The organism is Salinisphaera orenii subsp. orenii MK-B5 (assembly GCF_003788635.1).
Classification (GTDB): Bacteria; Pseudomonadota; Gammaproteobacteria; order Nevskiales; family Salinisphaeraceae; genus Salinisphaera; species Salinisphaera orenii.
In genome coordinates, this window is record NZ_AYKH01000040.1 from 117,422 (window position 1) to 139,304 (window position 21,883).

18 protein-coding genes are annotated in these 21,883 nt (G+C 69.5%); 10 read left to right on the plus strand and 8 right to left on the minus strand.

Annotated features, from left to right (window positions below; all coding sequences use genetic code 11):
- Positions 1–197: 197 nt before the first annotated feature.
- The gene (locus tag SAOR_RS13525) at positions 198–1,166 is read right to left on the minus strand and encodes a LysR substrate-binding domain-containing protein (RefSeq protein WP_123631904.1); all 969 of its coding nucleotides are present in this window, start codon (positions 1,164–1,166) and stop codon (positions 198–200) included.
- A 168-nt stretch (positions 1,167–1,334) separates the two neighbouring features.
- On the opposite strand from SAOR_RS13525, the gene SAOR_RS13530 reads away from it, so the two are divergent.
- The 7 genes from SAOR_RS13530 (at position 1,335) to SAOR_RS13560 (ending at position 11,673) form a co-directional block, all read left to right on the plus strand.
- Positions 1,335–2,486 carry an acyl-CoA dehydrogenase family protein gene (locus SAOR_RS13530; RefSeq protein WP_123631905.1) on the plus strand — a complete coding sequence of 384 codons (1,152 nt, stop codon included), beginning with the start codon at positions 1,335–1,337 and terminating at the stop codon, positions 2,484–2,486.
- A complete protein-coding gene (locus tag SAOR_RS17230; protein ID WP_123631906.1) occupies positions 2,483–3,565 on the plus strand; it encodes an acyl-CoA dehydrogenase family protein in 1,083 nt (360 codons plus the stop codon). Before SAOR_RS13530 ends, SAOR_RS17230 begins: the two co-directional genes overlap by 4 nt.
- Position 3,566: 1 nt before the next feature.
- Positions 3,567–5,726, plus strand: coding sequence for an acetate--CoA ligase family protein (locus SAOR_RS13540; RefSeq protein WP_221179998.1), 2,160 nt, complete (start codon positions 3,567–3,569; stop codon positions 5,724–5,726).
- Positions 5,727–5,738: 12 nt separating this feature from the next.
- Positions 5,739–6,476 (plus strand): enoyl-CoA hydratase/isomerase family protein, encoded by a 738-nt coding sequence (locus SAOR_RS13545; RefSeq protein WP_123631907.1) that lies wholly within the window; start codon positions 5,739–5,741, stop codon positions 6,474–6,476.
- A 79-nt stretch (positions 6,477–6,555) separates the two neighbouring features.
- Positions 6,556–7,713: a TAXI family TRAP transporter solute-binding subunit gene (locus SAOR_RS13550; RefSeq protein WP_123631908.1), complete on the plus strand. Its 1,158-nt coding sequence runs from the start codon at positions 6,556–6,558 to the stop codon at positions 7,711–7,713.
- Positions 7,714–7,855: 142 nt separating this feature from the next.
- On the plus strand, positions 7,856–9,982 hold the full coding sequence (locus SAOR_RS13555; RefSeq protein ID WP_123631909.1) for an acetate--CoA ligase family protein: 2,127 nt from the start codon (positions 7,856–7,858) through the stop codon (positions 9,980–9,982).
- A 188-nt stretch (positions 9,983–10,170) separates the two neighbouring features.
- The gene (locus SAOR_RS13560; RefSeq protein ID WP_123631910.1) at positions 10,171–11,673 is read left to right on the plus strand and encodes an OprO/OprP family phosphate-selective porin; all 1,503 of its coding nucleotides are present in this window, start codon (positions 10,171–10,173) and stop codon (positions 11,671–11,673) included.
- A gap of 96 nt (positions 11,674–11,769) precedes the next feature.
- Here the strand turns inward: SAOR_RS13560 and ppa are convergent, their stop codons facing one another.
- Both ppa and SAOR_RS13570 read right to left on the minus strand, forming a co-directional pair.
- Positions 11,770–12,303 carry an inorganic diphosphatase gene (gene ppa / locus SAOR_RS13565; RefSeq protein WP_123631911.1) on the minus strand — a complete coding sequence of 178 codons (534 nt, stop codon included), beginning with the start codon at positions 12,301–12,303 and terminating at the stop codon, positions 11,770–11,772.
- A gap of 93 nt (positions 12,304–12,396) precedes the next feature.
- Entirely contained in the window at positions 12,397–13,659 is a 1,263-nt protein-coding gene (locus tag SAOR_RS13570) for a 6-phosphofructokinase (protein WP_123631912.1), read from the minus strand.
- A 170-nt stretch (positions 13,660–13,829) separates the two neighbouring features.
- Between SAOR_RS13570 and SAOR_RS13575 the strand changes: the two genes are divergently transcribed.
- Positions 13,830–14,396, plus strand: coding sequence for an adenylate kinase (locus tag SAOR_RS13575; RefSeq protein WP_123631913.1), 567 nt, complete (start codon positions 13,830–13,832; stop codon positions 14,394–14,396).
- Between the two features lie 10 nt (positions 14,397–14,406).
- Here SAOR_RS13575 and rnd read toward each other — a convergent pair whose 3' ends face one another.
- A complete protein-coding gene (gene rnd, locus SAOR_RS13580) occupies positions 14,407–15,576 on the minus strand; it encodes a ribonuclease D (protein ID WP_185015694.1) in 1,170 nt (389 codons plus the stop codon).
- Positions 15,577–15,591: 15 nt separating this feature from the next.
- On the opposite strand from rnd, the gene SAOR_RS16855 reads away from it, so the two are divergent.
- Both SAOR_RS16855 and mpl read left to right on the plus strand, forming a co-directional pair.
- Positions 15,592–16,122, plus strand: a complete 531-nt coding sequence (locus SAOR_RS16855; protein WP_185015695.1) for a hypothetical protein — start codon at positions 15,592–15,594, stop codon at positions 16,120–16,122.
- Positions 16,123–16,127: 5 nt separating this feature from the next.
- A complete protein-coding gene (gene mpl / locus SAOR_RS13585; protein ID WP_123631915.1) occupies positions 16,128–17,471 on the plus strand; it encodes a UDP-N-acetylmuramate:L-alanyl-gamma-D-glutamyl-meso-diaminopimelate ligase in 1,344 nt (447 codons plus the stop codon).
- Positions 17,472–17,842: 371 nt separating this feature from the next.
- On the opposite strand, the gene SAOR_RS13590 is transcribed toward mpl, so the two are convergent.
- The 4 genes from SAOR_RS13590 to SAOR_RS13605 all read right to left on the minus strand — a co-directional run bounded on the left by SAOR_RS13590 (position 17,843) and on the right by SAOR_RS13605 (position 21,867).
- Positions 17,843–18,250: an EF-hand domain-containing protein gene (locus SAOR_RS13590; protein ID WP_123631916.1), complete on the minus strand. Its 408-nt coding sequence runs from the start codon at positions 18,248–18,250 to the stop codon at positions 17,843–17,845.
- A 164-nt stretch (positions 18,251–18,414) separates the two neighbouring features.
- Complete coding sequence (locus SAOR_RS13595; RefSeq protein ID WP_123631917.1) at positions 18,415–19,773, minus strand: sigma 54-interacting transcriptional regulator; 1,359 nt, start codon at positions 19,771–19,773, stop codon at positions 18,415–18,417.
- Complete coding sequence (locus SAOR_RS13600) at positions 19,773–20,324, minus strand: hypothetical protein (RefSeq protein WP_123631918.1); 552 nt, start codon at positions 20,322–20,324, stop codon at positions 19,773–19,775. Before SAOR_RS13600 ends, SAOR_RS13595 begins: the two co-directional genes overlap by 1 nt.
- Positions 20,314–21,867, minus strand: a complete 1,554-nt coding sequence (locus SAOR_RS13605; RefSeq protein WP_123631919.1) for a HAMP domain-containing sensor histidine kinase — start codon at positions 21,865–21,867, stop codon at positions 20,314–20,316. Before SAOR_RS13605 ends, SAOR_RS13600 begins: the two co-directional genes overlap by 11 nt.
- Positions 21,868–21,883 lie beyond the last annotated feature (16 nt).

Consider the following 21,883-nt stretch of genomic DNA (forward strand, 5'->3'; position numbering starts at 1 on the left):
CTGCGAAGCTCGTCGGATACCTGCGCGGACGGCTCGGGCCGGCTGACCCGGAATCGGATCGACGTTCGGCCCGACCCTGCAAGCCGTCGGCTGATCCGTTGATGCGATCCGGCCGTGATCTAACCGGCAGATTGGGCCGGCGGATTAGGCCGGACGGAGCGGCGATCGGCGCAGCCGCGCCCGGCCCGCGTTTCGTCTCAGGCGGGCGCGACCGGCAGCGTCACCGCGCGGGGCGCATCGAAATCCGCGGGTCGGTAGTCGATGCCGAAACCGGCGACGGTGTCGCCGGCCTCGGCCGCGATCCAGTCACGGACCCGGGCCACGTGGGCGTCGTCGGCGCGATCCGCGCGCCAGCTCATCCAGATGTCGTCGACCCGGCGCAGCGCGGTCTCGAACGGCATGACCAGGCGGCCGTCGGCCAGCGCTTCGTGGACCAGCAGGCGCTGGGCGATGGCCACGCCGAGCCCCTCGGCCGCGGCCTGATTGGCCAGGCCCGATTCCCGGAAGGTCAGTTCGTGGGCCGGGACCAGATGCTGGGCGTCCATGATCGCCAGCCAGCTCGGCCAGTCGAGGCGGCGATAGCGGGCCCGCAAGAGGGTGTGGGCCGCGAGATTGCTTGCCGGCGGCAGCGGGTGTGTGCCGTCGCGCAGCGCCGGGCTGCACACGGGCATGACGATGTCCGGGAGGATCGGGCGGGCGTCGTGACCGGCCTGGGGGGCGTGGCCGTACTTGATCACGATGTCGGCCCGGGCCTGCTCGAACTCTTCCGGCGTGTTGGCGGTGGTCAGGTTGAGGTTGATCTCGGGGTTCGCCGCGGTGAAGCCGCGCATCCGGGGGATCAGCCAGTGCATGGCAAACGCCTGATAGGTGCAGACCACCACCGGCGTGTCGGTGGCCGCGCGCAGCCGGCGGGCGCCGTCGGCCAGCGTGTCCAGCGCGGTGGTCACCGAGGGCAGCAGGGCGCGGCCGTGATCGGTGAGCGCGATCGTGTTGGCGTGGCGCACGAACAGCGGCTTGCCGAAATAGTCCTCCAGCACGCCGACCTGACGGCTGACCGCCACCGGCGTGACGTTGAGTTCCTCCGCCGCGCGCACGAAGCTGCCGCGGCGCGCGGCGGCCTCGAAGTTGCGCAGCGGATTCAGCGGGGGCAGACGGCGTTTGCTCATGGCGCCAGCTTAACAATAAGTTTGCCCGGGCCTGATCGATTGCCGCTGTCGGGCCTGCGGGCCCGTGCCTATAGTCGGAGCGTCGGCCGTTTCGAGCCGACCGCACGTTTGCCGGCCGCCCGTGTCGGGAAGGTCGGGGCAGGGTGCAGAAGGAGGAGAGCACAGCCGATGGTTTCGTTTCGTTTCGATCCGGTCACGCTGCCGGCGTCGACGCTCGCACTTCGCGACGAGGTGCGGGCGTTTCTGGCCGAGGAGCTCGCGGCGGGGCGGTTCACGCCCCACCGCAATTCCTGGGGCACGTTCGACGCCGAATTCAGCCGCCGCTGCGGCGAGCGCGGCTTCATCGGCATGCGCTGGCCGCAGCGCTACGGCGGCCGCGAGGCCAGCGCCCTGGATCGTCACGTGGTGATCGAGGAGATGCTGGCCGCCGGCGCGCCGGTGGGCGCGCACTGGATCGCCGATCGCCAGAGCGGCAACAACATACTGGCCAACGGCTCGGAGGCGGCGCGGGCGTCGATCCTGCCGCGCATCGCCGCGGGCGAGTGCTATTTCGCGATCGGCATGAGCGAGCCGGATTCCGGCTCCGACCTGGCCTCGGTCGGCATGCGCGCCACCCGCACCGACGGGGGCTGGCGGCTCAACGGCACCAAGATCTGGACCAGCGTGGCGCATCGGGCGCACTACCTGATCGCGCTGGCCCGCACGGCGCCGCCCGGCGACGATCGGCGCGCCGGCCTGACCCAGTTCATCGTCGCCATCGACGCGGCCAACGGCGTGACCACGCGCCCCATCCACAATCTCTACGGCGCCCACGAATTCAACGAGGTGCTGTTCGAGGACACCTTCGTGCCCGACGACATGATCGTCGGCGAGATCGGCGCCGGCTGGCAGATGGTCACCGGCGAACTGGCCTTCGAGCGCAGCGGCCCGGACCGCATCCTCAGCACCTTCCAGCTGCTGCGTCAGCTGGTCGCCCGGCTGGCCGAGACCGCCGACGCCCGATCGAACGTGGCCGTGGGCCGGCTGGTCGCCCACCTGGTCACTCTGCGGCAGATGTCCTGGTCGGTGGCCGGCATGCTCGAACGCGGCGCCTCGCCGGAACTCGAGGCGTCCGTGGTCAAGGACGTGGGCACGGCCTTCGAGCAGGAGATCCCCGAGATCGCGCGGCTGCTGGTGCCCGAGCAGGCTTCGCTCACGCGCGGGGATCTCTACGGCGAGGCGCTGGCGCAGAGCGTGCTGTCGGCGCCGTGTTTCACCATCCGGGGTGGTACCCGGGAGATACTGCGCGGGATCATCGCGCGGGGGCTGGGTCTGCGATGAGCACGGTCGATCCGAACAACGACGCGGGCGGCGACGAGCTGCGCGACATGGTGCTGGACGCCGCCGGGCGGCTGTTCGCCGATCGCGTCGGCCGCGAACTCTGGCAGGCGACCGAAGCCGGCGAGTTCCCGCGCGGCGACTGGGATGCCCTGGTCGAGATGGGGCTGCCGCGGGCGCTGCGGGCCGAGGCCGACGGCGGCGCCGGTCTTGCGCTGGCCGACGGTCTCGCATTGGCCGAACTCGCCGGCCACCACGCACTGCCCCTGCCGCTGGCCGAGACCCTGGTCGGCAATCATCTGCGCGCGGGCCTCGACGGCGGCGTCGACGACGGTGTGGTCACGCTGGCGGCGGCGGACTCACGGCTGCAGCTGCGCCGGGTCGGCAACGGCTGGCGCGTGGACGGCGCGCTCGATCGCATCGCCTGGGGCCGCCACGCCGCTTACGTCATTGCCGATGGAGACGCCGACGGCGCCCCGCAGCGTGTGCTGCTGGCTGCCGACGATCTCGACTGGCGCCACGATGCCAGTCTGGCCGGCGAGCCGCGCGACAGCGCCCGGCTCGCCGACGCGCCGGTGCTGGCCGCGGCCGACTGCCCCGTACATACGCCCACCGTGCAGCACTGGGGCGCGCTGCTGCGGGCGCTGCAGGCGGCCGGGGCCATGCGTCGCGCGCTCGCGCTGGCCACCGACTACGCCAACGAACGCCGCCAGTTCGGCCGCCCGATCGCGCGTTTTCAGGCGGTCCAGCAGCAGCTCGCGGCCATGGCCGGCGAGGTGGCGACGGCCGGCACCGCCGCCGAGGCCGCCGCCCGGGCGATCGCCGCCGATCGCGACGCCGCGCTGATGATCGCCATCGGCAAGGCCCGCGTGGGCGAGGCGGCCGGCCGCAGCGCCGCGATCGCGCATCAGGTCCTGGCGGCGATGGGCTTCACGCAGGAGCACGAACTGCAGTACTTCACCCGTCGCCTGTGGTCCTGGCGCGACGAGTTCGGCGCCGAGCCCCACTGGCAGGCGATCATCGGCGAGCATGCGATCGCGGCCGGCGGCGACGGCCTCTGGCCGCTGGTAAGCGGGCTCTGACATGGGCGGATCCATTAACACCGCACACGCCGGCGACGCCGGCCGCAGCGACGATCGGCCGGCGCTGGCGCGCATGTTCGCCCCGCGCAGCGTGGCGCTGGTGGGCGTGTCCGGGCGTCCCGGCTCGACCATGGCGCGGCCGCTGACCTTTCTGGTCGAGCACGGGTTCGCCGGCGAGATCCATCCGGTCAACCCCAACTACGACGAGATCGACGGCCACCCCTGCCATCCGTCGCTGGACGCGGTGCCGGGGCCGGTCGATCTGGTGCTGGTCATGGTGCCGGCCGCGCGGGTCATCGAGGTCGTGCACCAGGCCGGGGCTGTCGGGGCGGCGGGGGTGATTGTGTTCGCCTCCGGCTTCGGCGAGACGGGCGACGCCGGTGCCGATCTGCAGACCCGGCTGCGCGATGCCGCCCGCGAGGCCGGCGTGCGCGTGCTCGGGCCCAACTGCCAGGGGCTGCTCTATGCGCCGGCCTCGCTGTGCGCGACCTTCACCTCCGCGGCCGTGCGCGCCCGCGCGCCGCGCGAGGCTGGGGTCGCCTATGTCGGCCAGAGCGGGGCCATCGGCGGCTCGATCCTGGATCTGGCCAACGAGATGGGGCTCGGCCTGACGGCCTGGGCGAGCACCGGCAATCAGGCCGATCTGGATCTGGTCGAGGTGGCCCGCGCGCTGGTCGACGACGACGCCGTGCGTGTGATCATGCTCTACGTCGAGGCCGTGGGCGACGGCGCGGCCTACACCGATCTCGCCCGCGCCGCCTTCGAACGTGGCAAGACGCTGGTGGTGCTGCGGTCGGGCCGTTCGGCCGCGGGCCAGCGCGCGGCGGCGTCCCACACCGGCGCGATGCTCGGCAACGACGCCGGCTTCCGGCTGGTCTCGCAGCGCTTCGGGGTGATCCAGGTCGAGGATCTCGACGAGCTGCTGGCGGTGGCCGCCGCACGGGCCGCGCTGGCGCCGATGCGCGGTCGACGGATCGCCGTGGTCACCACCTCCGGCGGCGCCGGCAGCCTGGCCGCGGACCGCTGCGCCGAGCACGGTCTGGCGCTGCCCGAGCTCGCCCCGGTCACGCGCGACGCGCTGGCCCCGCTGATCCCCGATTTCGGGGCGCTCGCCAATCCGGTGGACGTCACCGCCCAGATTCTGGGCAGCGACGACGCCTTCGGCGCGGTCTGCGACACGGTCGGCGCCGACGATTCGGTGGACGCGGTGCTGGTGCTGCTGACGATGGTCGTCGGCGACAACGGCCGCAAGCTGGCGCGCGATCTGGTGCGCACGGCGCAGGCGCTCGACAAGCCGATCCTGGTGGCCTGGCTCGCCGGGCACGATCTGACCGCCGAGGGCCGCGCGGAGTTGCGCGCCGCCGGCATGCCGGTGTTCGCCAGCGTCGACGGGGCGGTCCGGGCCGCGGCCCGACTGGCGCAGGCCGCGGTGATCGACGCCGCGCCGTCCAAGCCGCGTATCGACCGGGCGCGCCTGGATGCGGTGCTGGCCGGCGGGCGGCTCGACGGCGAGGCGCTGCTGGATGCGCTGACCGTGTCGCGGCCGCAGTCGTCGATCGTGAATTCGGCCGCGGCGGCGCGGGCGGCGGTTGCGGCGCTGGGCGCGCCGGCCGCGCTCAAGCTCGCCGGCGGCGGCCTCGACCACAAGTCCGACATCGGCGGTGTGCGCCTGGGCGTGAGCGCCGAGGCGGCCGAGGCCGCCTACGAGTCGCTGATGGCCGCGGCCCGGGCGAAGAACGTCCCCGTGGCCGGCGTGCAGGTGCAGTCCATGATCGAGTCCGGCGTGGAGCTGGTCATCGGCGCCACGGCGGCGGCCGAGGGCTTTCCGCCGATCGTGACCGTGGGCCTGGGCGGGGTGACCACCGAGCTCTATCGCGACACCGCCTCCGCGCTCGCGCCGATCGACGCCGACGGTGCCCGCGCCCTGCTGCGCCGGCTGCGCGCCTGGCCGCTGCTGGACGGCTTTCGCGGCGCGCCGCCGGCCGATGTCGATGCGGCCGTGGACGTGATCGTGCGGGTGTCCGAGGCGATGGCCTTCGGCGCGGGCCGCATCGGAGAGTTCGAAATCAACCCCCTGATCGTGGCCGCGGCCGGTCGCGGGGCAATGGCGGTGGACGTGCTCGTCTCGCCGCCGGCCGCGGTCGATTCCCGAGACGACTGACAGGAGCTGTTCATGGGCGATATTCACTGGGCGCGCGAGGCCGGCGTGGCGATCATCACGGTCGACTCGCCGGAGGTCAAGAACGGTCTGACCCCGGAGATGGGGCGCCGCCTCGCCGCGGTCTGCGACGAGATAGACGCCGACGAGACGATCGGTGCCGCGGTGGTGCGCGGCGCCGAGGGCACGTTCTGCTCGGGCGCGGACCGTCGCCGCTGGAATCCGGGCGCCGACCAGGCCGAGGATTCGACCTACCGCGAGTTCAGCGCGATCTACAACGCCTTCCGGCGGGTCGGCTCGCTGGCGGTGCCGACCATCGCCGCCGTTCGCGGGGCGGCGGTCGGCGCCGGCATCAACCTGATGCTGGCCACCGACCTGCGCGTGGTCGCGACCGACGCGCGCATCCTGGCGGGCTTTCTGCGCATCGGGATCCATCCGGGCGGCGGCTTCTTCACCATCGCCGGGCGGACCGCCGGGCGCGAGGCGACCTCGGCCATGGGCCTGTTCAGCGAAGAGCTGGACGGCGCCGCTGCCGAGCGCACCGGCATGGCCTGGAAGGCACTGCCGGACGCCGAGGTTGAGGACTTCGCGCTCGAGCTGGCGCGGCGTCCTGCCGCCGATCCGTCCCTGGCACGCGAGGCCGTGCGCTCGTTCCGCACGGAGCTGGGCGCCTCCGGCATGGACTGGGATGCGGCCGTGCATTTCGAGCGCGCCACCCAGATGTGGTCGCAGCGCCGGCGAAGTGAGGCCTGAACACGCGCCGGGCCGCGGTGCGATCGCCGTGGTCCGGAAATCACAAGGCCGTCAGAACAACAACGACAGGAGAAACGGCATGAAGGGAATCAAGCGAATCGGGATGGCCGCGGCGCTCGCGCTGACGGCCGGTGGCGCGATGGCGGCGGAGGGCGTGGATCTGCCCTCCACGCTGGTGATGACCGCCTACGGAACCGGCTCGACCGGCTACACGCAGATGGTGGCCGTCGGCAATCTGCTGCAGAACGAGTACGACACCGCGGTGCGTATTCTGCCCGGGGAGAACGATGTCTCGCGCATGACGCCGCTGCGCACCGGCCGGGTGCCGCTGTGTGCCTGCGGTATCTCCAGCTATTTCGCGTCGGAGGGCGTGATGATGTTCAGCGGGCCCGAATGGGGACCGCAGCCGCTGCGCGTGATCACCACCTCGACGGCCAGCTTCGGCCTCGGCCTGGCCGTGGCCGGCGATATCGACGTGGATACCCCGGCCGACCTGGAAGGCAAGCGGGTGGCCTACATCCGCGGCGCTGATGCGATCAATCTCGGCACCGAGGCGTACCTGGCCTTCGGCGGCCTGACCTGGGACGACGTCGAGCGCGTCACCTATCCGGGCTACGGGGCGTCGTTCGACGGCATCATCGCCGACCGGGCGGATGCCTCCTACGCCTCGACCACGGCGCCGCACGTCCAGCGGCTCGCGGCCAGCCCGCGGGGCATCGTCTGGCCGCGGCTCGACCCGGACGACGCCGAAGCCTGGGCGCGTCTGCAGTCGGTGGCGCCGTACTTCCAGCCGGCCGAGATCACCTCGGCCGCCGGCGACTACGGCCCCGAGCAGCCGTGGGCGGGGGCGACCTATCCCTACCCGATCCTGCTGGGTACGCCGGATCTCGACGACAAGACCGCCTACGGTCTGATCAAGGTGATGACCGAGGATCACGATCGCTACAAGGACGCGGCGCCGGGCAACGACGGCTACGCGCTGGAGCGCCAGAACATGGAATGGATCATCCCGTTCCACGACGCGGTCGTGCGCTATTACAAGGAGATCGGCGAGTGGAACGATTCGATGCAGGCGCATCAGGATGGGTTGGTCGCCCGCCAGGAGCTGCTGGCCGAGACCTGGCAGCGCTATAACGCAGGCGACCCGCCCGCCGATGCCGAGGCTTTCCGCGAGGGCTGGATGAAAACCCGGGCCCGCGCGCTGGAGGCCTCGGACATGCGGGTGGTCTTCCGCTAGGGTCGGGTGCCGCCGGACCGCGGGGCGGCGGGCCGTCGCCCCGCGCTAGCCGCGTGTCCGGTCAGGTTGCTGCGGCATCGATTTTTCGCTTTTTTTCGAGTACCGTATACAGTCGACAGAAAAAGCCAGAGGTCTGCTGCCGATGACGTCGCGTGCGCCCGATCCCCAAGCCGTACAGAACCTGCTCGAACCGAACGCGGTTGCCATCATCGGCGCGTCCGCGGAGCCGACCCGCATCGGTGGGCGGCCGGTGGACTATCTCAAGCAGGCCGGCTTCGCCGGCCCGATCTATCCGATCAACCCCAACCGCGATGTCGTCCAGGGGCTGACGGCCTATGCATCGGTGCTGGATACGCCGGAACGGCCGGATCTGGCGATCCTGGCCATCCCGGCGGCGGCGGTGGTCGATGCCGTGGCCGAATGTGGCCGACGCGGCGTGCGCGCGGCGATCATCTTCAGCGCCGGTTTCGCGGAGGTCGGCGCGGCCGGCGTCGAGGCCCAGCAGCAGCTGCTGGCCACGGCCCGGGAATACGGCGTGCGTCTGCTGGGGCCGAACTGCCTGGGCGGCATGAACATCTCGCGCGGGCTGATCGCGACGTTCTCCAGCTCGGTTCAGAGCGGCCTGCCCCAGGCCGGGCGGATCGGTTTCGTCACCCAGAGCGGGGCCTTCGGCTCGCACTGCTTCGCCCTCGCCCGGGCGCGCGGACTGGGCCTCAGCCGGCTGGTGACCACCGGCAACGAGTGCGATCTGGATGCCGCCGATTGCCTCGCCTATCTGGCCGCCGACGCCGATACCGACGTGATCGCGCTGCATCTGGAGGGCTGTCGCGACGGCGAGCGGATGAAGGCCGCGCTGGACGCGGTCCAGGCCAGCGGCAAGCCGGTGATCGCGCTCAAGGGCGGGGAATCGGACATCGGCGCGGCGGCCGCGATGTCGCATACCGCGAATCTGGCCGGCGCGGACGCGGCCTACGATGCGCTGTTCCGGCGTTATCCGGTGTATCGCGCCCACAGCATCCGCGAATTCATCGATGTCGCCCACGCGGCCGCCCGCAGCGCGCTGCCGCGCGGCAACCGGCTGGGGCTGATCACCGTCTCCGGCGGCGTCGGCATCATGATGGCGGACGCCGCCTCGCATCACGATCTCGACGTTGCGCCCATGCCGGAGGCCGCCCAGCGCGAGCTGCACGACATGTGGCCGAACGCGACCACGCGCAATCCGGTGGATACCACGGCGCAGCCGGTCTCGGACCCGGAGATGAACGCCAACTTCCAGCGCGTGATGCTGCGCGAAGGCAACTACGACGTCATCGTCAATTTCCTGTCCATGCTGCCGCTGGCGCCGGCGCTGGCGGCCAAGCTGCGCCCGCCGCTGCAGGCCCTGCGCCGCGAGTATCCGGACAACGTGCTGATGATCGCGGCCATGTGCACACCGGAGGCGCAGGCCGACTTCGAGGCCGACGGCTATCTGGTCTTCGAGGATCCGACCGCCGCCGTCGACACCGCCGCCGCCTTGACCGATCTCGGGCGTCGGCTGGCGCATTCGACGCCCTGGCAGCGGACCGCGGTCGACTGTCCGGCGCGAGTCGCTGCCGGGCAGCGCTACGCCGAGTTCGATGCGCTGGCGCTGCTCGCGGACGCCGGGGTGCCGGTCGTGCCCGCGCGCCGCGCCGCCAGCGCCGACGATGCCGCGGCGGCCGCGGCCGAAATCGGCTTTCCGGTGGTCCTCAAGATCGCGTCGCCGGACATCCTGCACAAATCCGATGCCGGTGGGGTGGCCTTGTCCCTGCAGGACGAGGCCGCGGTGCGAGCGGCCTACGATCGCGTGATGGCCAACGCGCGCGGCTACGACGCGCAGGCGCGTCTGGACGGCGTGCTGGTGGCCGCCATGCTCTCCGGCGGTGTCGAGATGGCGGTGGGGGTGCAGAACGATCCCACCTTCGGGCCGATGGTCATGGCCGGGCTGGGCGGCGTATTCATCGAGATTCTCGAAGACGTGACCTTCGAGCTCGCCCCCTTCGGCCCGGCCGAAGCGCGCGCGATGCTCCAGCGTCTGCGCGGCTATCCGCTGCTCACCGGCGCCCGCGGCGCCGCCCCCGCCGACGTCGACGCGCTGGCCGATGCCCTGGTGCGGCTGTCCGAATTCGCGGCCGCCAACGCGGCAACGCTGGCCTCGGTGGACATCAACCCGCTGCTGGTGATGCCGGCCGGTCAAGGGCTGGCGGCGGTGGACGCGGTCGTGCTCTCGAAGGACGACGCCAACGCCTGAGGCGCCGTCCCGCCGGGCGATGCGCGCAGCAAAGCCTTGTTCGACAAGGGCTTGCGGTCGCGTTCGTCTGGCGGTTCGATGCCGCGTCGTTTACTATCCCGGTTGGCGGGGCACGGCTGGCCGTGCGTGGACGCCGACGTGCAGCCTGAAAGCTGCATAAGCCAATCACTCGGGGAGCAGGGAGCATCATGCCAAGTCAACGCATTCGGGCGGGCGCCGTCCGGCTGACGGCGGCCGTCGTGCTGGCCGCGCAGCTGCCGGTCGCGGTCGCCCAGACGAGCCGGGCCGATCTGGCGGATCTCGTGCGACGCCAGGCCGCCCAGATCGAAAAACTCGAGCAGCGCGTCGAGGCGCTGGAGAGCCGCGATCGCCAGGCCGACGCCGGCGCCGGGGTACAGCCGGACTCGGGCAAGACGGCCGCCGCGCCGCAGGCGGATACCGACTCGCGTTCGGTCGCCGATCTGCAGGACGAAGTCGATGAACTCAAGGGGCGTACGGTGCAGGTCGACTGGAGCTCAGGTTCGCCGAAGTTCACCAGCGCCGACGATGAATTCACCTTTCAGCCGCTCGGACGCATCCAGTACGATTTCGGCACGACGAGCGGCTCGTCCTACGACGGCGCCGGTGTCGGCGACCGCAACATCAGCGGCACCGAGTTCCGGCGGCTGCGGCTGGGCGTGCAGGGCCAGCTCACGGATCCGATCCTGTACAAGGTCGAGCTCGACTTCGCCAACTCTGACATCGGCGTGCGCGATGCCTACATCGCCACGCAGAAGGACTTCGCGCTCGGTCAGGGCGTGGTCTATCTCGGCAACAAGTTCGCCGACCGCAGTCTCGACGGCCGCACCTCGTCCAAGTACATCTGGTTTCTCGACCGCAACGCGGTGGCCGATGCCATCAGCCCGGAATCCGGCTACTACAACATGGGTACGTCCGCGGAGTTCTACGGCGACGACGACTGGCATCTGTCGCTGGGCGTGAGCAAGGGCTCGTTCGGAGGCAGCGACAACGATTCGGACAATCTGACCGTGCTCTCGCGGGGACACTTCAATCCGCTGGTCACCGACAACAGCATGCTGCATGTCGGCGCCTGGGGGTTCTACGAGGACTTCAGTCGGGGTAAGCAGCCGGAGCTGACCGACAATCTGCGTTTCGCCTCGCACTTCAACGACAATGTCCGGGTCTACGGCGACACCGTCGAGCAGCCGGAGACCAGTACCGGCTACGGTTTCGAGCTCGCCGGTCTGACCGGGCCGGTGGCGGCGAGCGCCGAATACGGCCGGCGCGAGATCGACAGCCGGGTGGCCGCGGATACCGACTATGACGCCTACTCGGCCCAGATCGGCTATTCGCTGACCGGCGAAGCCTTCGGCTATTCGACCAAGAACGGTGTCTGGAGCGCGCCGGATATCGCCGAGCCGGTGACCGATGGCGGCTGGGGCGCCTGGCAGGTCATGGCGCGCTACGACGCGCTCGACTACGAGAACAGCGGCAACTACGCCGGCGGCACCGGCCATGGCACCACGCTGGGGCTGAGCTGGTATCTCAACAACTACACCCGCTTCATGCTCAACTGGATCAACTGGGATACCCACAACCGGGTGCCGATCGTGGGTGATCCGGGCGACCGTGAGTTCATCGGCTCGGACGACGGCAACACCGTCAGTGCGCGGGCCCAGGTGATCTTTTAGCCGGCCGGAATACCGGCCAAGAAAAAGCCACCGTCCGGCCGGACGGTGGCTTTTTCTGTCTGCAGCCCGGCCAGCAGCGGCGACCGGCCGCGGCGATCAGCCCTTGTTGTAGGCCTCGATCGACTTGTTGATCTCGGCCTTGGCCTTCTCGGCGCCTTCCCAGCCGGAGATCTTGGACCACTTGCCGTCCTCGTGGTCCTTGTAGTGCTCGAAGAAGTGGGCGATCTTGTTGCGCAGACGCTCGTCGACGTCGTCTAGATCGCGCATCGCCTTGTAGTAGTCGGTGCTGATCTTGTCGGTCGGCACGCACAGGATCTTGGCGTCCAGGCCGGATTCGTCCTCGGTGCCGAGCACGGCCACCGGGCGGCACTTGATCACCGCACCCGGCACGATCGGCTCGGGGGTGAGCACCAGCACGTCGACCGGATCGCCGTCGTCGTACAGCGTCTTCGGCACGAAGCCGTAGTTGGCCGGGTAGTGCATCGCCACGTTCATGAAGCGGTCGACCATCAGGCAGTCGGTGTCCTTGTCGACTTCGTACTTGACCGAGCTCGAGCCTTCGACGATCTCGATGATGACGTTGATTTCCTCGGGCGGATTCTTGCCCGGCGTGAGTGCTTCGTAACCCATCGGGGACCCCTTGACGAATGAATGGAGCGAAAACCGGGCGTCAGTGTAACCGATGCGTCCGGCGCCCGGCAGCAGGCGCCGGTGCGCCCCCTGCTAGATCTGGAAGTCGCGCCCCGTCTTCCGGGCGACCCCCTGATTCTTCAGGCGGGCGTACTGGGGCAGGCCGTCGGCGTAGGGCGGATAGGCCTCGCCGGCAATCAGCGGCTTGAGGTAGCGCCGCGCCGCGTCGGTGATGTGGAAGCCGTCCTCGGAGATGAACTCGCGCGGCATCATCTTCTCGACGTTGGCGACCTGGTCCAGCGGCGCCTCGCCGATCGACCATTTGTAGGGCGAGTCGGATTCGCGCACGATCGAGACCATGATCCCGGACTTGCCGGCGACCGCGTATTCCACCGCCGCGCGGCCAACCGCATAGGCCTGCTCGACGTCGGTGGCCGAGGCGATGTGGCGGGCGGCGCGCATGAGATAGTCGGCGATGGCGTAGTGATACTTGTAGCCGAGCCTGCTCTGGATGAGCCCGGCCAGCGTCGGCGCGACGCCGCCCAGCTGCTTGTGGCCGAAGGCGTCGGTCGTGCCGGCGTCGGCCATGAACTCGCCGTCGGCATTGCGTACGCCCTCCGAGGCGACGATGGTGCAGTAGCCGTGGCGCTTGACGGTGTCGTCGACCTTGGCCAGAAACTTCTCCTCGTCAAAGGCGATCTCGGGAAACAGCAGCACGTGCGGATCCTGGCCTTCGGCCTCGCTGGCCAGGCCGCCGGCGGCCGCGGTCCAGCCGGCGTGCCGGCCCATCACTTCCAGAATGAAGATCTTGGTGGAGGTCTTGCACATGCTGGCCAGATCGAAGCCGGCCTCTCGGATCGATACCGCGGTGTACTTGGCCACGCTGCCGAAGCCGGGGGAGCAGTCGGTGTGGGGCAGGTCGTTGTCCATCGTCTTGGGCACGTGGATCGCCTGGATCGGGTAGCCCATCTTCTCGGACAGCTGGCTGACCTTGAGACAGGTGTCGGCCGAGTCGCCGCCGCCGTTGTAGAAGAAGTAACCGATGTTATGCGCCTTGAACACCTCGATGAGGCGTTCATACTGCTCGCGGTTGTCCTCGAGCCCCTTGAGCTTGTAGCGGGCGCTGCCGAAGGCGCCGGCCGGCGTGTGCTTGAGGGCGGCGATCGCACCCGGGCTTTCCGCGCTGGTGTCGATCAGATCCTCGGTCAGGGCGCCGACGATGCCGTCGCGACCGGCGTAGACCGTGCCGATGGTGTCGGCGTGCTCGCGCGCGGCTTCGATGACGCCGGCAGCGGAGGCATTGATGACGGCGGTCACGCCTCCGCTCTGGGCATAAAATGCATTCTTCGGGCTCATGAATCCATCCTGGCTGATCGGGCGATGCCAAAGCATACGTGACTGGCCGGGGACGATAAAATTGACTTGCCTTATGGCAACCATTAACGTCGAGCGTCCGCTCACGCTCGGCTGGTGCAACCGAGTGTCCGTTCTGCCGTCCTGTTCAGGATGCCTTTCGCGAGGAAGAAATGCTTAAGATCGTGCTGTTGGGCCCGCCCGGGTCGGGTAAGGGAACACAAAGTGAAAAACTGGTGGCCGAGTACGGCGTGCCGCAGATCTCGACCGGCGATCTGCTTCGCAACGCGGTGGCCAACGGCACGGAGCTCGGCAACAAGGCCAAGGCCGCGATGGATGCGGGTGAACTGGTGTCCGACGACATCGTCGTCGGCATGATCCGCGAGCGTCTGGAAGAGCCCGACACCGAGAACGGCTTCATCCTCGACGGTTTCCCGCGCAGCCTGTCCCAGGCCGAGGCGCTGGACGAGCTGCTCGAGCGTCTGGGCCGGCCGCTGCAGGCGGTCGTCCACGTCAAGGTGGATCAGGAAGAGATCGTCCAACGTCTGCTCGAGCGCGGCCGTGCCGACGACAACGAGGACACGATCCGCAACCGGTTGAAGGTATTCGAGGACTCGACTGCACCGCTGGTCGCCTACTATGAGGAGCGCGGCCTGCTGTCCGCGGTTTCCGGCATGGGCGAGGTCGACGAGATCTACGCCCGCATCAAGAACGCGCTGCCGGCCGAAGCGAAAGGCTGAGGTCTTCGCCTTAGGTCGGGGTATCGAGGTCGGCGGCCGCCGCCTCGATCGCCTCGACCACCGCATCGCCGGCGACCGCCGCCCGCCAGCCGGTGAGCAGCGGGGTGTCGCGCTCGCCGTCGACCAGCCGTGCCACCTCGCGCCGGCTGGCGAGACGGGCGCTGGCGATGCCGGCGCTCTCGGCCCGCGCCTCGAGCCGCTCCATGCCCGCGCGGATCAGGGCTTTCTCCCGCGGTGACGGCGGGCCGGAGCTGTCGTCGAGCGGCTCGGCCGGGCGCGCGGTGGCGCGGGCGACGCACTCGATCAGGGCGTCGCCGTGGCGGCTCGCCGTCTTGGCCGGCAGGGCCCGGATCGCGTTCAGGGCCTCGGTATCCGCCGGCTGACGCCGGGCGATCTCCATGAGCGCGTCGTTGGCCAGAATCCATTTCCGGGGCCGATCCGTGGTCACCGCCTCGCGCTCGCGCCAGGCCGCGATTTCCGCCAGCGCCTGCTGCTGACCGCCCGCCAGCCTGTGGCGGTTCTTCAGCCGCTTCCACGCCATATCCGGCGCCGGTTCGAAGCGGGCCGGATCCTGCATGCGCGTGCAATCCTCGGCCAGCCACGCCGATCGACCGGCGGCGGCAAGGCGATCCACGAGCACGGCGTAGGCGACCGCGAGATAGCGCACGTCGTCGGCCGCATAGCCGAGCGCGCCCTCGGCCAGCGGCCGTTTGCTCCAGTCGGTGCGCGTGTGGGCCTTGGGCAGATCGATGTCGAGCAGGGCCGCGATCAGGCGGGCATAGCCCATCTGATCGTCGAAGCCCACCAGGGCCGCGGCGATCTGGGTGTCGAACACGGGCGCGGGCAGGGCGCCGAAGCGCTGATAGAGCACTTCCAGATCCTGCTCGGCGGCATGGAAGACCTTGAGCACGTCCGGGTCGAGCAGCAGCTCGGCGAGCGGCGCGAGATCGTCGATCGCGAGCACGTCCACCAGCACGATGTGTTCGGCATCCGCGAGCTGGACCAGACAGAGTCTGGGATAGTAGGTGCGTTCGCGCAGGAATTCGGTATCGATGGCGACCCAGTCACATGTGCGCAGCCGCTCGACCGATTCGGCCAGCGCCGCGGTGTCGGTGATCGTGACCACGCGTTCGGGCGGCTTCGGTATCATGCCGTGTTCCTTGTTCAGGATCGCTTTCATGGGGATGGGTCGTTGATGGTCTTTGCGCGCCGGGTGATCGAATTGATGCTCCTGCGACGTGGTCCCCAGGACATGCCCGGGGATCAGACGTCGCTCGCGGCCAGCGCCGCGGTCTATTGTATCCTGCTGGTCCTGCAGGTCGGGCTGATCACCCCGCCCGGGTATGCCGTGTTCCAGGCCGTGGTCGCCACCGCCCTGATCGCGCTCTATGTCCGCACCGTGCTGCGAATGCGCGGGCTGGGCAACCGCTTCGCCCAGACCGCGACGTCGCTGTACGCCGCAGGGGCCACGCTGACGCTGATCATGCTGGCGCCAACGCATGCGATGACGCCGTATCTCGAGGCGATCGCCCAGGCCAACGATCCCCAGCAGGTGCCGATGCCGCCGGGCTATGTCGTGCTCGCCTACGTCGCCATGGGCGTCTGGGGGCTGGCGATCTACAGCCACATCTATCGGCATGCGCTGGACAGCTCGATCTGGCTCGGCGTCGGCGCCGCGCTCGCCTTCGAGGTGCTGCTGCTCGTCGTCTTCTCCGTGCTGGGCTGAGCTGCATGCACGTTCATATCCTCGGTATCGGCGGTACCTTCATGGCCGGCGTGGCGCTGCTGGCGCGCGCGGCCGGGCATCGCGTGACCGGCTCCGACGCCGGCCTGTATCCGCCCATGAGCACTCAGCTGGCCGACGCCGGCATCGACGTCATGGACGGCTATGCCGCGGCCCATCTCGACCCTGCGCCCGACCAGGTCGTGATCGGCAATGCCATGACGCGCGGCAATCCGGCGGTCGAACACACCCTCGACGCCGGCCTGGCGTACACCTCGGGCCCGCAGTGGCTGGCCGAGAACATCCTTCGCGGGCGCTGGGTGCTGGCCGTCGCCGGCACCCACGGCAAGACCACGACCGCGAGCATGCTCGCCCACATTCTGCAGCACGCGGGGCTGGCGCCCGGTTTCCTCATCGGCGGCATCGCCCCGGACCTGGGCCGCTCGGCGGCCATGGGGTCGAGCGATTTCTTCGTGGTCGAGGCGGACGAGTACGACACCGCTTTCTTCGACAAGCGGGCCAAGTTCGTCCATTACCGCCCGCGGACGCTGGTGCTGAACAATCTGGAATTCGACCACGCCGACATCTTCGACGATCTCGAGGCCATCAAGCGGCAGTTCCATCATCTGGTCCGCACCGTGCCTGCAGGCGGCCAGATCGTGCACAACGCCTCCGAGCCCGCGCTCGACGACGTGCTCGCCCGCGGCTGCTGGACACCGACCGTCGCCTTCAATGGGGCCGTCGGCTGGCAGGCCGAGGCGATGACCGCGGCCGGCGATAGGCTCCGGATCCGTCTCGACGGGGCCGACGTCGGTGAACTGTCCTGGTCGCTCGGTGGGGCCCACAACCGCGACAACGCGCTCGCGGCGCTCGCGGCAGCGCGCCATGTGGGCGTCGCCCCCGAGGTCGGCATCGAGGCGCTGTCCGCTTTCAGCGGCGTGCGGCGGCGGCTCGAGCTGCGAGGCACGCCCGGCGGCATCGCCGTCTACGACGATTTCGCGCATCACCCGACCGCCATTCGCACGACGCTGGACGGCCTGCGCGCCGGTGCGCGGGACGGCCGCATTCTCGTGGTCTTCGAACCGCGATCGAACACCATGCGCCGCGGCGTCCACGCCGACACGCTCGCCGCGAGCTTCGAGCGTGCGGACGCCGTCTACGTCTATGCCGCGAATATCGACTGGGATGCCGATGCCGTGTTCGCCGGCCTCGGGGACCGGGTGACGCTGGCCGACGATATCGACCATCTGGTCGCCGCGGTCGTCGCCGCCGCGGCCCCGGGCGATACTGTCGTCGTGATGAGCAACGGGGGCTTCGGCGGCATTCACGAGCGTCTTCTCGACGCGCTCTGAGCGCGCTCCGCCCCGGCGTCGCCAAAACGGCGCCAAAAAAAAAGACCGCCGAAGCGGTCTTTTGAATTTCGCCCGGCCGGACCGGACCACGCCGAGGCACGAGGGGGGACCGGGAGACGCCGGCCCGACCGAGCGAAAACGATGGCAGCCGGGCTGCCGTTTTGAATTTCGCTTTGACCGGGCCGGCCCACGCCGAGGCACGAGGGGGGGACCGGGGAGATGCCGGCCCGGCAAAGCGAAAACCGATGGCCTCGTGTCCGCCGCCTTTGAATTCGCTGCGACCGAGCCGACCCACGCCGAGGCACGAGGGGGGACCGGGGAGACGTCGGCCCGGCCGAGCGAAAAAGGCTGGCAGCCACGCTGCCGAACTCCTACATACTGTCGTCCTGTTCGTTGTCCTGTTGCTCTTGCATCGACGCCATGTACTGCTTGAACTCTTCGCGCGTCACCTTGCCGTCGTCGTTCGCATCCATGTCGTCGAACTTCGCCTCCCAGGGCGTGCTCGCGACTTCCTCCGGCGACAACGCGCCGTCGGCGTCGGCATCCATGGTCGCCCAGGAGGCCGAAGCGTCTGTGCCGGTGCCGCTGGCTACGAGAGAGGTCGTTGCCAGCGGGATCGCGACGGCGATCCCGGCGATTACGGCGTAGCGTTTCTTCATGACCCGACCGTGTTTCCGATCACTTGTTGATGCTGATAGAGCAACCCCCGTGCCAATCCGAATAATATCTTTAAAAACAATGTCCTGCGACGTTTCTCTGGAGCAGGAAGGCGCCAGCACGCGCTGTGGTCTCCCGCAGCGGCACAAACCTGTTGCCGTATGGCGACAGTCAATCGCGTCGTCGCTCAAGAAATTGAAATAAAAGAAAAAATTATGTCGCCGTATGGCGACGGCTGGGGCGGAATGCCGATTCCCGCGTGTCGTCGCAGGGCAACAGGCCACGGTCAGCGCTTGTACTCGGCGGGGTCGATGTCGTGCCGGTTGAGCAGCTTGTAGAACTCGGTCCGGTTGCGATGGGCGATGCGGGCACTGCGCGAGACATTGCCCTCCGAGATGCGAAGCAGCTGGATCAGGTAGTCGCGAACGAAGGCGTCGCGGGCCTCGGCCAGTGGCTGGAGCGTCGCCGCGCGGTCGCGGCCGCCGGACTGGGTGGCCAGCGCCTTGTCGACGGCCTGCCGCGAGACCACGTGCCCCCGGGTCAGCGCGACGTTCTGTTCGACCACGTTCGACAGCTGGCGGATGTTGCCGGGCCAGTCGTGGCCGCAGAGGGCTTCCAGTGCCTCCGGTGCATAGACCTTGGCGCGGCGTTCGCTGCGCTGGGCGATGGTGTCCAGGAAATGCCGCGCCAGCGGCGCGATGTCCTCGGGGCGCTCGCGCAGGGCGGGCAGGGCGAGCGTCACGACGGCCAGGCGGTAATACAGGTCCTCGCGGAAATGGCCGGAGGCGATGGATTCGGCGAGGTTGCGATGGGTCGCCGAAATGATCCGTACATCGACGGGCAGCGCGCGCTGCGCCCCGACCGGGCGCACTTCGCGCTCCTGGAGCACGCGCAGCAGCTTGACCTGCAGGGCGAACGGCATGTCGCCGATCTCGTCGAGGAAGACGGTGCCGCCTTCGGCACTGCGGAGCAGCCCCTGCTGGGCCTGTTTGGCGTCGGTGAACGCGCCCTTCTCGTGCCCGAAGAGTTCCGACTCCAGCAGCTGCTCGGGCATGGCGCCGCAGTTGATCGCCACGAACGGGGCCCGGCCGCGCGGGCTGGCTTCGTGCAGCGTGCGTGCGAGCACTTCCTTGCCGGTGCCGGACTCGCCGGTGATCAGCACGCTGGTCTCACTGTCGGCGACCAGCCGGGCCTCGTCGAGCAGGCGATGCATCGCCGGCGAGCGCGTCACGATGCGAGACTGCCAGAGACTCTGCCAGTGGTCGCCGGCCATGCCCGCCTGTGCCAGCGCCTGGTCGACCCGCGACAGCAGCATGTCCTTGTCGATGGGTTTGGACAGGAAATCCAGCGCCCCGCGCTGGGTCGCGGTCACGGCTTCCGGGATCGTGCCGTGAGCGGTGAGCAGGATCACCGGTACCGTCGGATGCGCCTGATGCAGGCGATCGAGCAGGCCGATGCCGTCCATGCCCTCCATGCGCAGGTCGGTGATCACGCAGTCGGCGGCGAAGCGGTCGAGCGCGTTCAGGGCCGCCCTCGCGCTTTCGGCGGTCTCCACGGTATGGCCCGCACCCTCCAGCCGCAGCGCCAGCAGGCGACGCAGGCTGGGATCGTCATCGACCAGCAGGATGTTGCCCGTGCGCGCCATCAGGGCGGACTGGAGCCCAGCCGTTCCTCGATGGTCGCCATCTCGCGCAGCTTGCGTTGGGCCTCGTCGAGCTCGGCCTCGAGTTCGGCGATGCGCGCCCGGGCGTCCTCGCTGTCGTCGTCGCTCGGACTCTGCTCGGTGAGCCGGGTGTAGAAGCGTCGGTAATCCCGAAGGTACTGTCGTGCCGCAGCGTTCCAGCGCGCATCGTCGGCCTCCAGCGCGCGGCCGGCGTAGCGTGCGGCCAGATCCGGCGTGTAGCGCGTCTGTTTCGGCGCGCCGTAGGCCAGAGCCAGCCGGGCGAGGTTCCGGGCGTCGGGTGCGTCGTCGACCGCGGACCGGGCCTGCTCGACCGCCTTGGCGCGCGCTTCGGGGCTGCCCGACTGCAGCTCGTGCGCGTACAGCAGCAGGTCGATCGCGGGATCCGCGGCCTGCTCGGTCTCGTGCGCGACGTCCTCGGTCTCTGCGGACGGTCGGTGCGCGCAGCCGGCGACCAGCAGCGCGCCGAGCATCGCCGCCACGCAGAGCGTGTGCGTCCGACGTTCAGAGTGCATGACGATCGGGGATGTGCAGGCAAAACATGGCGCCTCCCTCGCGGGCGTCTTCGACATAGATTTCGCCGCCGTGGGCCTGAACGCATTCGCGCACCACCGACAGGCCGATGCCGGTGCCGCGCAGGCCGCTGTCGGCATCGGCGCCGCGCGCGCCCTGAAAGAAGGCGTCGAAGACGGCGTCGCGCTCGTTCGCGGGCACGCCCGGGCCGGCGTCGCTCACGCAGATGCGGGTGCCGGCGTCGAGCCGCTCCACGTGAACGCCGATGGTGCCGCCCGCGGGCGAGAACTTCACCGCGTTGGCGATCAGGTTGTCCATGATCAGATGCATACGGTCCCGGTCCGCCGTGATCTCGGTGACCTGTGCCGGGATCGCGACATCGAGCTGTTTCCCCTCGATCGTGAGCCGTTGACGGGCCACGATCGCCTCGGTGAGCGCGCGCAGATCGAAGCGCTCGTATTCCAGTTTAGCGTGTTGTTGCTGCCAGGCGGCGAAGTCGAGCAGGTTCTCGATCAGGCTGGCCAGTTCGAGACTGTTGCGCTGCAGGATGTCGGCGACCTCCGCCTGCGGCGTGCTCAATGGGCCGACCGTGCCGTCGCGCAACAGTTCCGCGCCCTCGCGAATACTGGCCAGCGGCGTCTTGAGTTCGTGCGACATGTGCCGGATGAACTGCTGTTTCTCGTTTTCGAGGGTGGCCAGGCGTCGCCGCATCCAGTCCAGCCGGGCGCCGAGGGTGTCCAGTTCGGCGGCCGGGGCGACCACTCGGATGCGCTCGGAGAAATCGCCGTCGCCGAGCCGGGAGACGCCGGCGGCGATCTGCTGCAGCGGCCGGGCGATCACGATCACGAAGAAGCCGGTGAGCAGCAGCGCCCCGGGGATCAGTGCGAAGACGCAGAGCAGCAGGAACAGCCGGGCATCGGCGGCGGTCGCCTGGAGGCGCGACAGCTCGCGGTCGACGAACAGATTGCCCTGCTCGGCGATCAGATCGATTTCGCGCTGCATGGCGGCGAGGCGCTCCGCGATGCCGCGCGACTGTTCCGGGTGCTCGGCGAGCTCGCGCGAGAGCATGCGCGACTCGCGCCGCAGCGCATCGAGATTCCAGTCCGGCAGCGTGTCGAGCTCGAGCGCGGCCAGCGAATCCAGTATTCGGTCGAACTCGTCCGACTGACGCGAGAAGCGGCCGACCAGATCGGGGCTTTCGAGCACGCTGAACTGGCGCGCACTGCGCTCCATGGCGGTCAGCAGCGTGCTCAGGCGCTGGCTGTAGCGGGTCATCTCCACGCCCTGCAGGACCAGCCGTTCGCTCTGGTTGTTCAGGCGGTCGACGTAGACCACGCTGAAGACGATGGCGACGATCAGCGGCAGCGCGACCAGTCCGAAACTGGTCAGCAGCAGCCCGGTGATCGAGCGCGGGCGAAAGAACAGACGGCGGCGCCGCGTCGTGTCCGGGGGCTGGGGGTCGGCGGCATCGGAGCGGGACATCGCGCCCAGCATACCGTGGCTGCATTGCGCGGCCATGCGCTGCGGGGCTAGGGTTCGCGCCATGCCACATCGATCGAGC

Coding starts and splice junctions, on each gene's coding strand:
- SAOR_RS13560 (WP_123631910.1), top strand. CDS start 10,171: ATGCCAAGTCAACGCATTCGGGCGGGCGCCGTCCGGCTGACGGCGGCC.
- SAOR_RS13555 (WP_123631909.1), top strand. CDS start 7,856: ATGACGTCGCGTGCGCCCGATCCCCAAGCCGTACAGAACCTGCTCGAA.
- SAOR_RS13545 (WP_123631907.1), top strand. CDS start 5,739: ATGGGCGATATTCACTGGGCGCGCGAGGCCGGCGTGGCGATCATCACG.
- mpl (WP_123631915.1), top strand. CDS start 16,128: ATGCACGTTCATATCCTCGGTATCGGCGGTACCTTCATGGCCGGCGTG.
- SAOR_RS13600 (WP_123631918.1), bottom strand. CDS start 20,324: ATGCACTCTGAACGTCGGACGCACACGCTCTGCGTGGCGGCGATGCTC.
- SAOR_RS13550 (WP_123631908.1), top strand. CDS start 6,556: ATGAAGGGAATCAAGCGAATCGGGATGGCCGCGGCGCTCGCGCTGACG.
- ppa (WP_123631911.1), bottom strand. CDS start 12,303: ATGGGTTACGAAGCACTCACGCCGGGCAAGAATCCGCCCGAGGAAATC.
- SAOR_RS13605 (WP_123631919.1), bottom strand. CDS start 21,867: ATGGCGCGAACCCTAGCCCCGCAGCGCATGGCCGCGCAATGCAGCCAC.
- SAOR_RS16855 (WP_185015695.1), top strand. CDS start 15,592: ATGGTCTTTGCGCGCCGGGTGATCGAATTGATGCTCCTGCGACGTGGT.
- rnd (WP_185015694.1), bottom strand. CDS start 15,576: ATGAAAGCGATCCTGAACAAGGAACACGGCATGATACCGAAGCCGCCC.
- SAOR_RS13525 (WP_123631904.1), bottom strand. CDS start 1,166: ATGAGCAAACGCCGTCTGCCCCCGCTGAATCCGCTGCGCAACTTCGAG.
- SAOR_RS13530 (WP_123631905.1), top strand. CDS start 1,335: ATGGTTTCGTTTCGTTTCGATCCGGTCACGCTGCCGGCGTCGACGCTC.
- SAOR_RS13570 (WP_123631912.1), bottom strand. CDS start 13,659: ATGAGCCCGAAGAATGCATTTTATGCCCAGAGCGGAGGCGTGACCGCC.
- SAOR_RS13575 (WP_123631913.1), top strand. CDS start 13,830: ATGCTTAAGATCGTGCTGTTGGGCCCGCCCGGGTCGGGTAAGGGAACA.
- SAOR_RS13540 (WP_221179998.1), top strand. CDS start 3,567: ATGGGCGGATCCATTAACACCGCACACGCCGGCGACGCCGGCCGCAGC.
- SAOR_RS13595 (WP_123631917.1), bottom strand. CDS start 19,773: ATGGCGCGCACGGGCAACATCCTGCTGGTCGATGACGATCCCAGCCTG.
- SAOR_RS17230 (WP_123631906.1), top strand. CDS start 2,483: ATGAGCACGGTCGATCCGAACAACGACGCGGGCGGCGACGAGCTGCGC.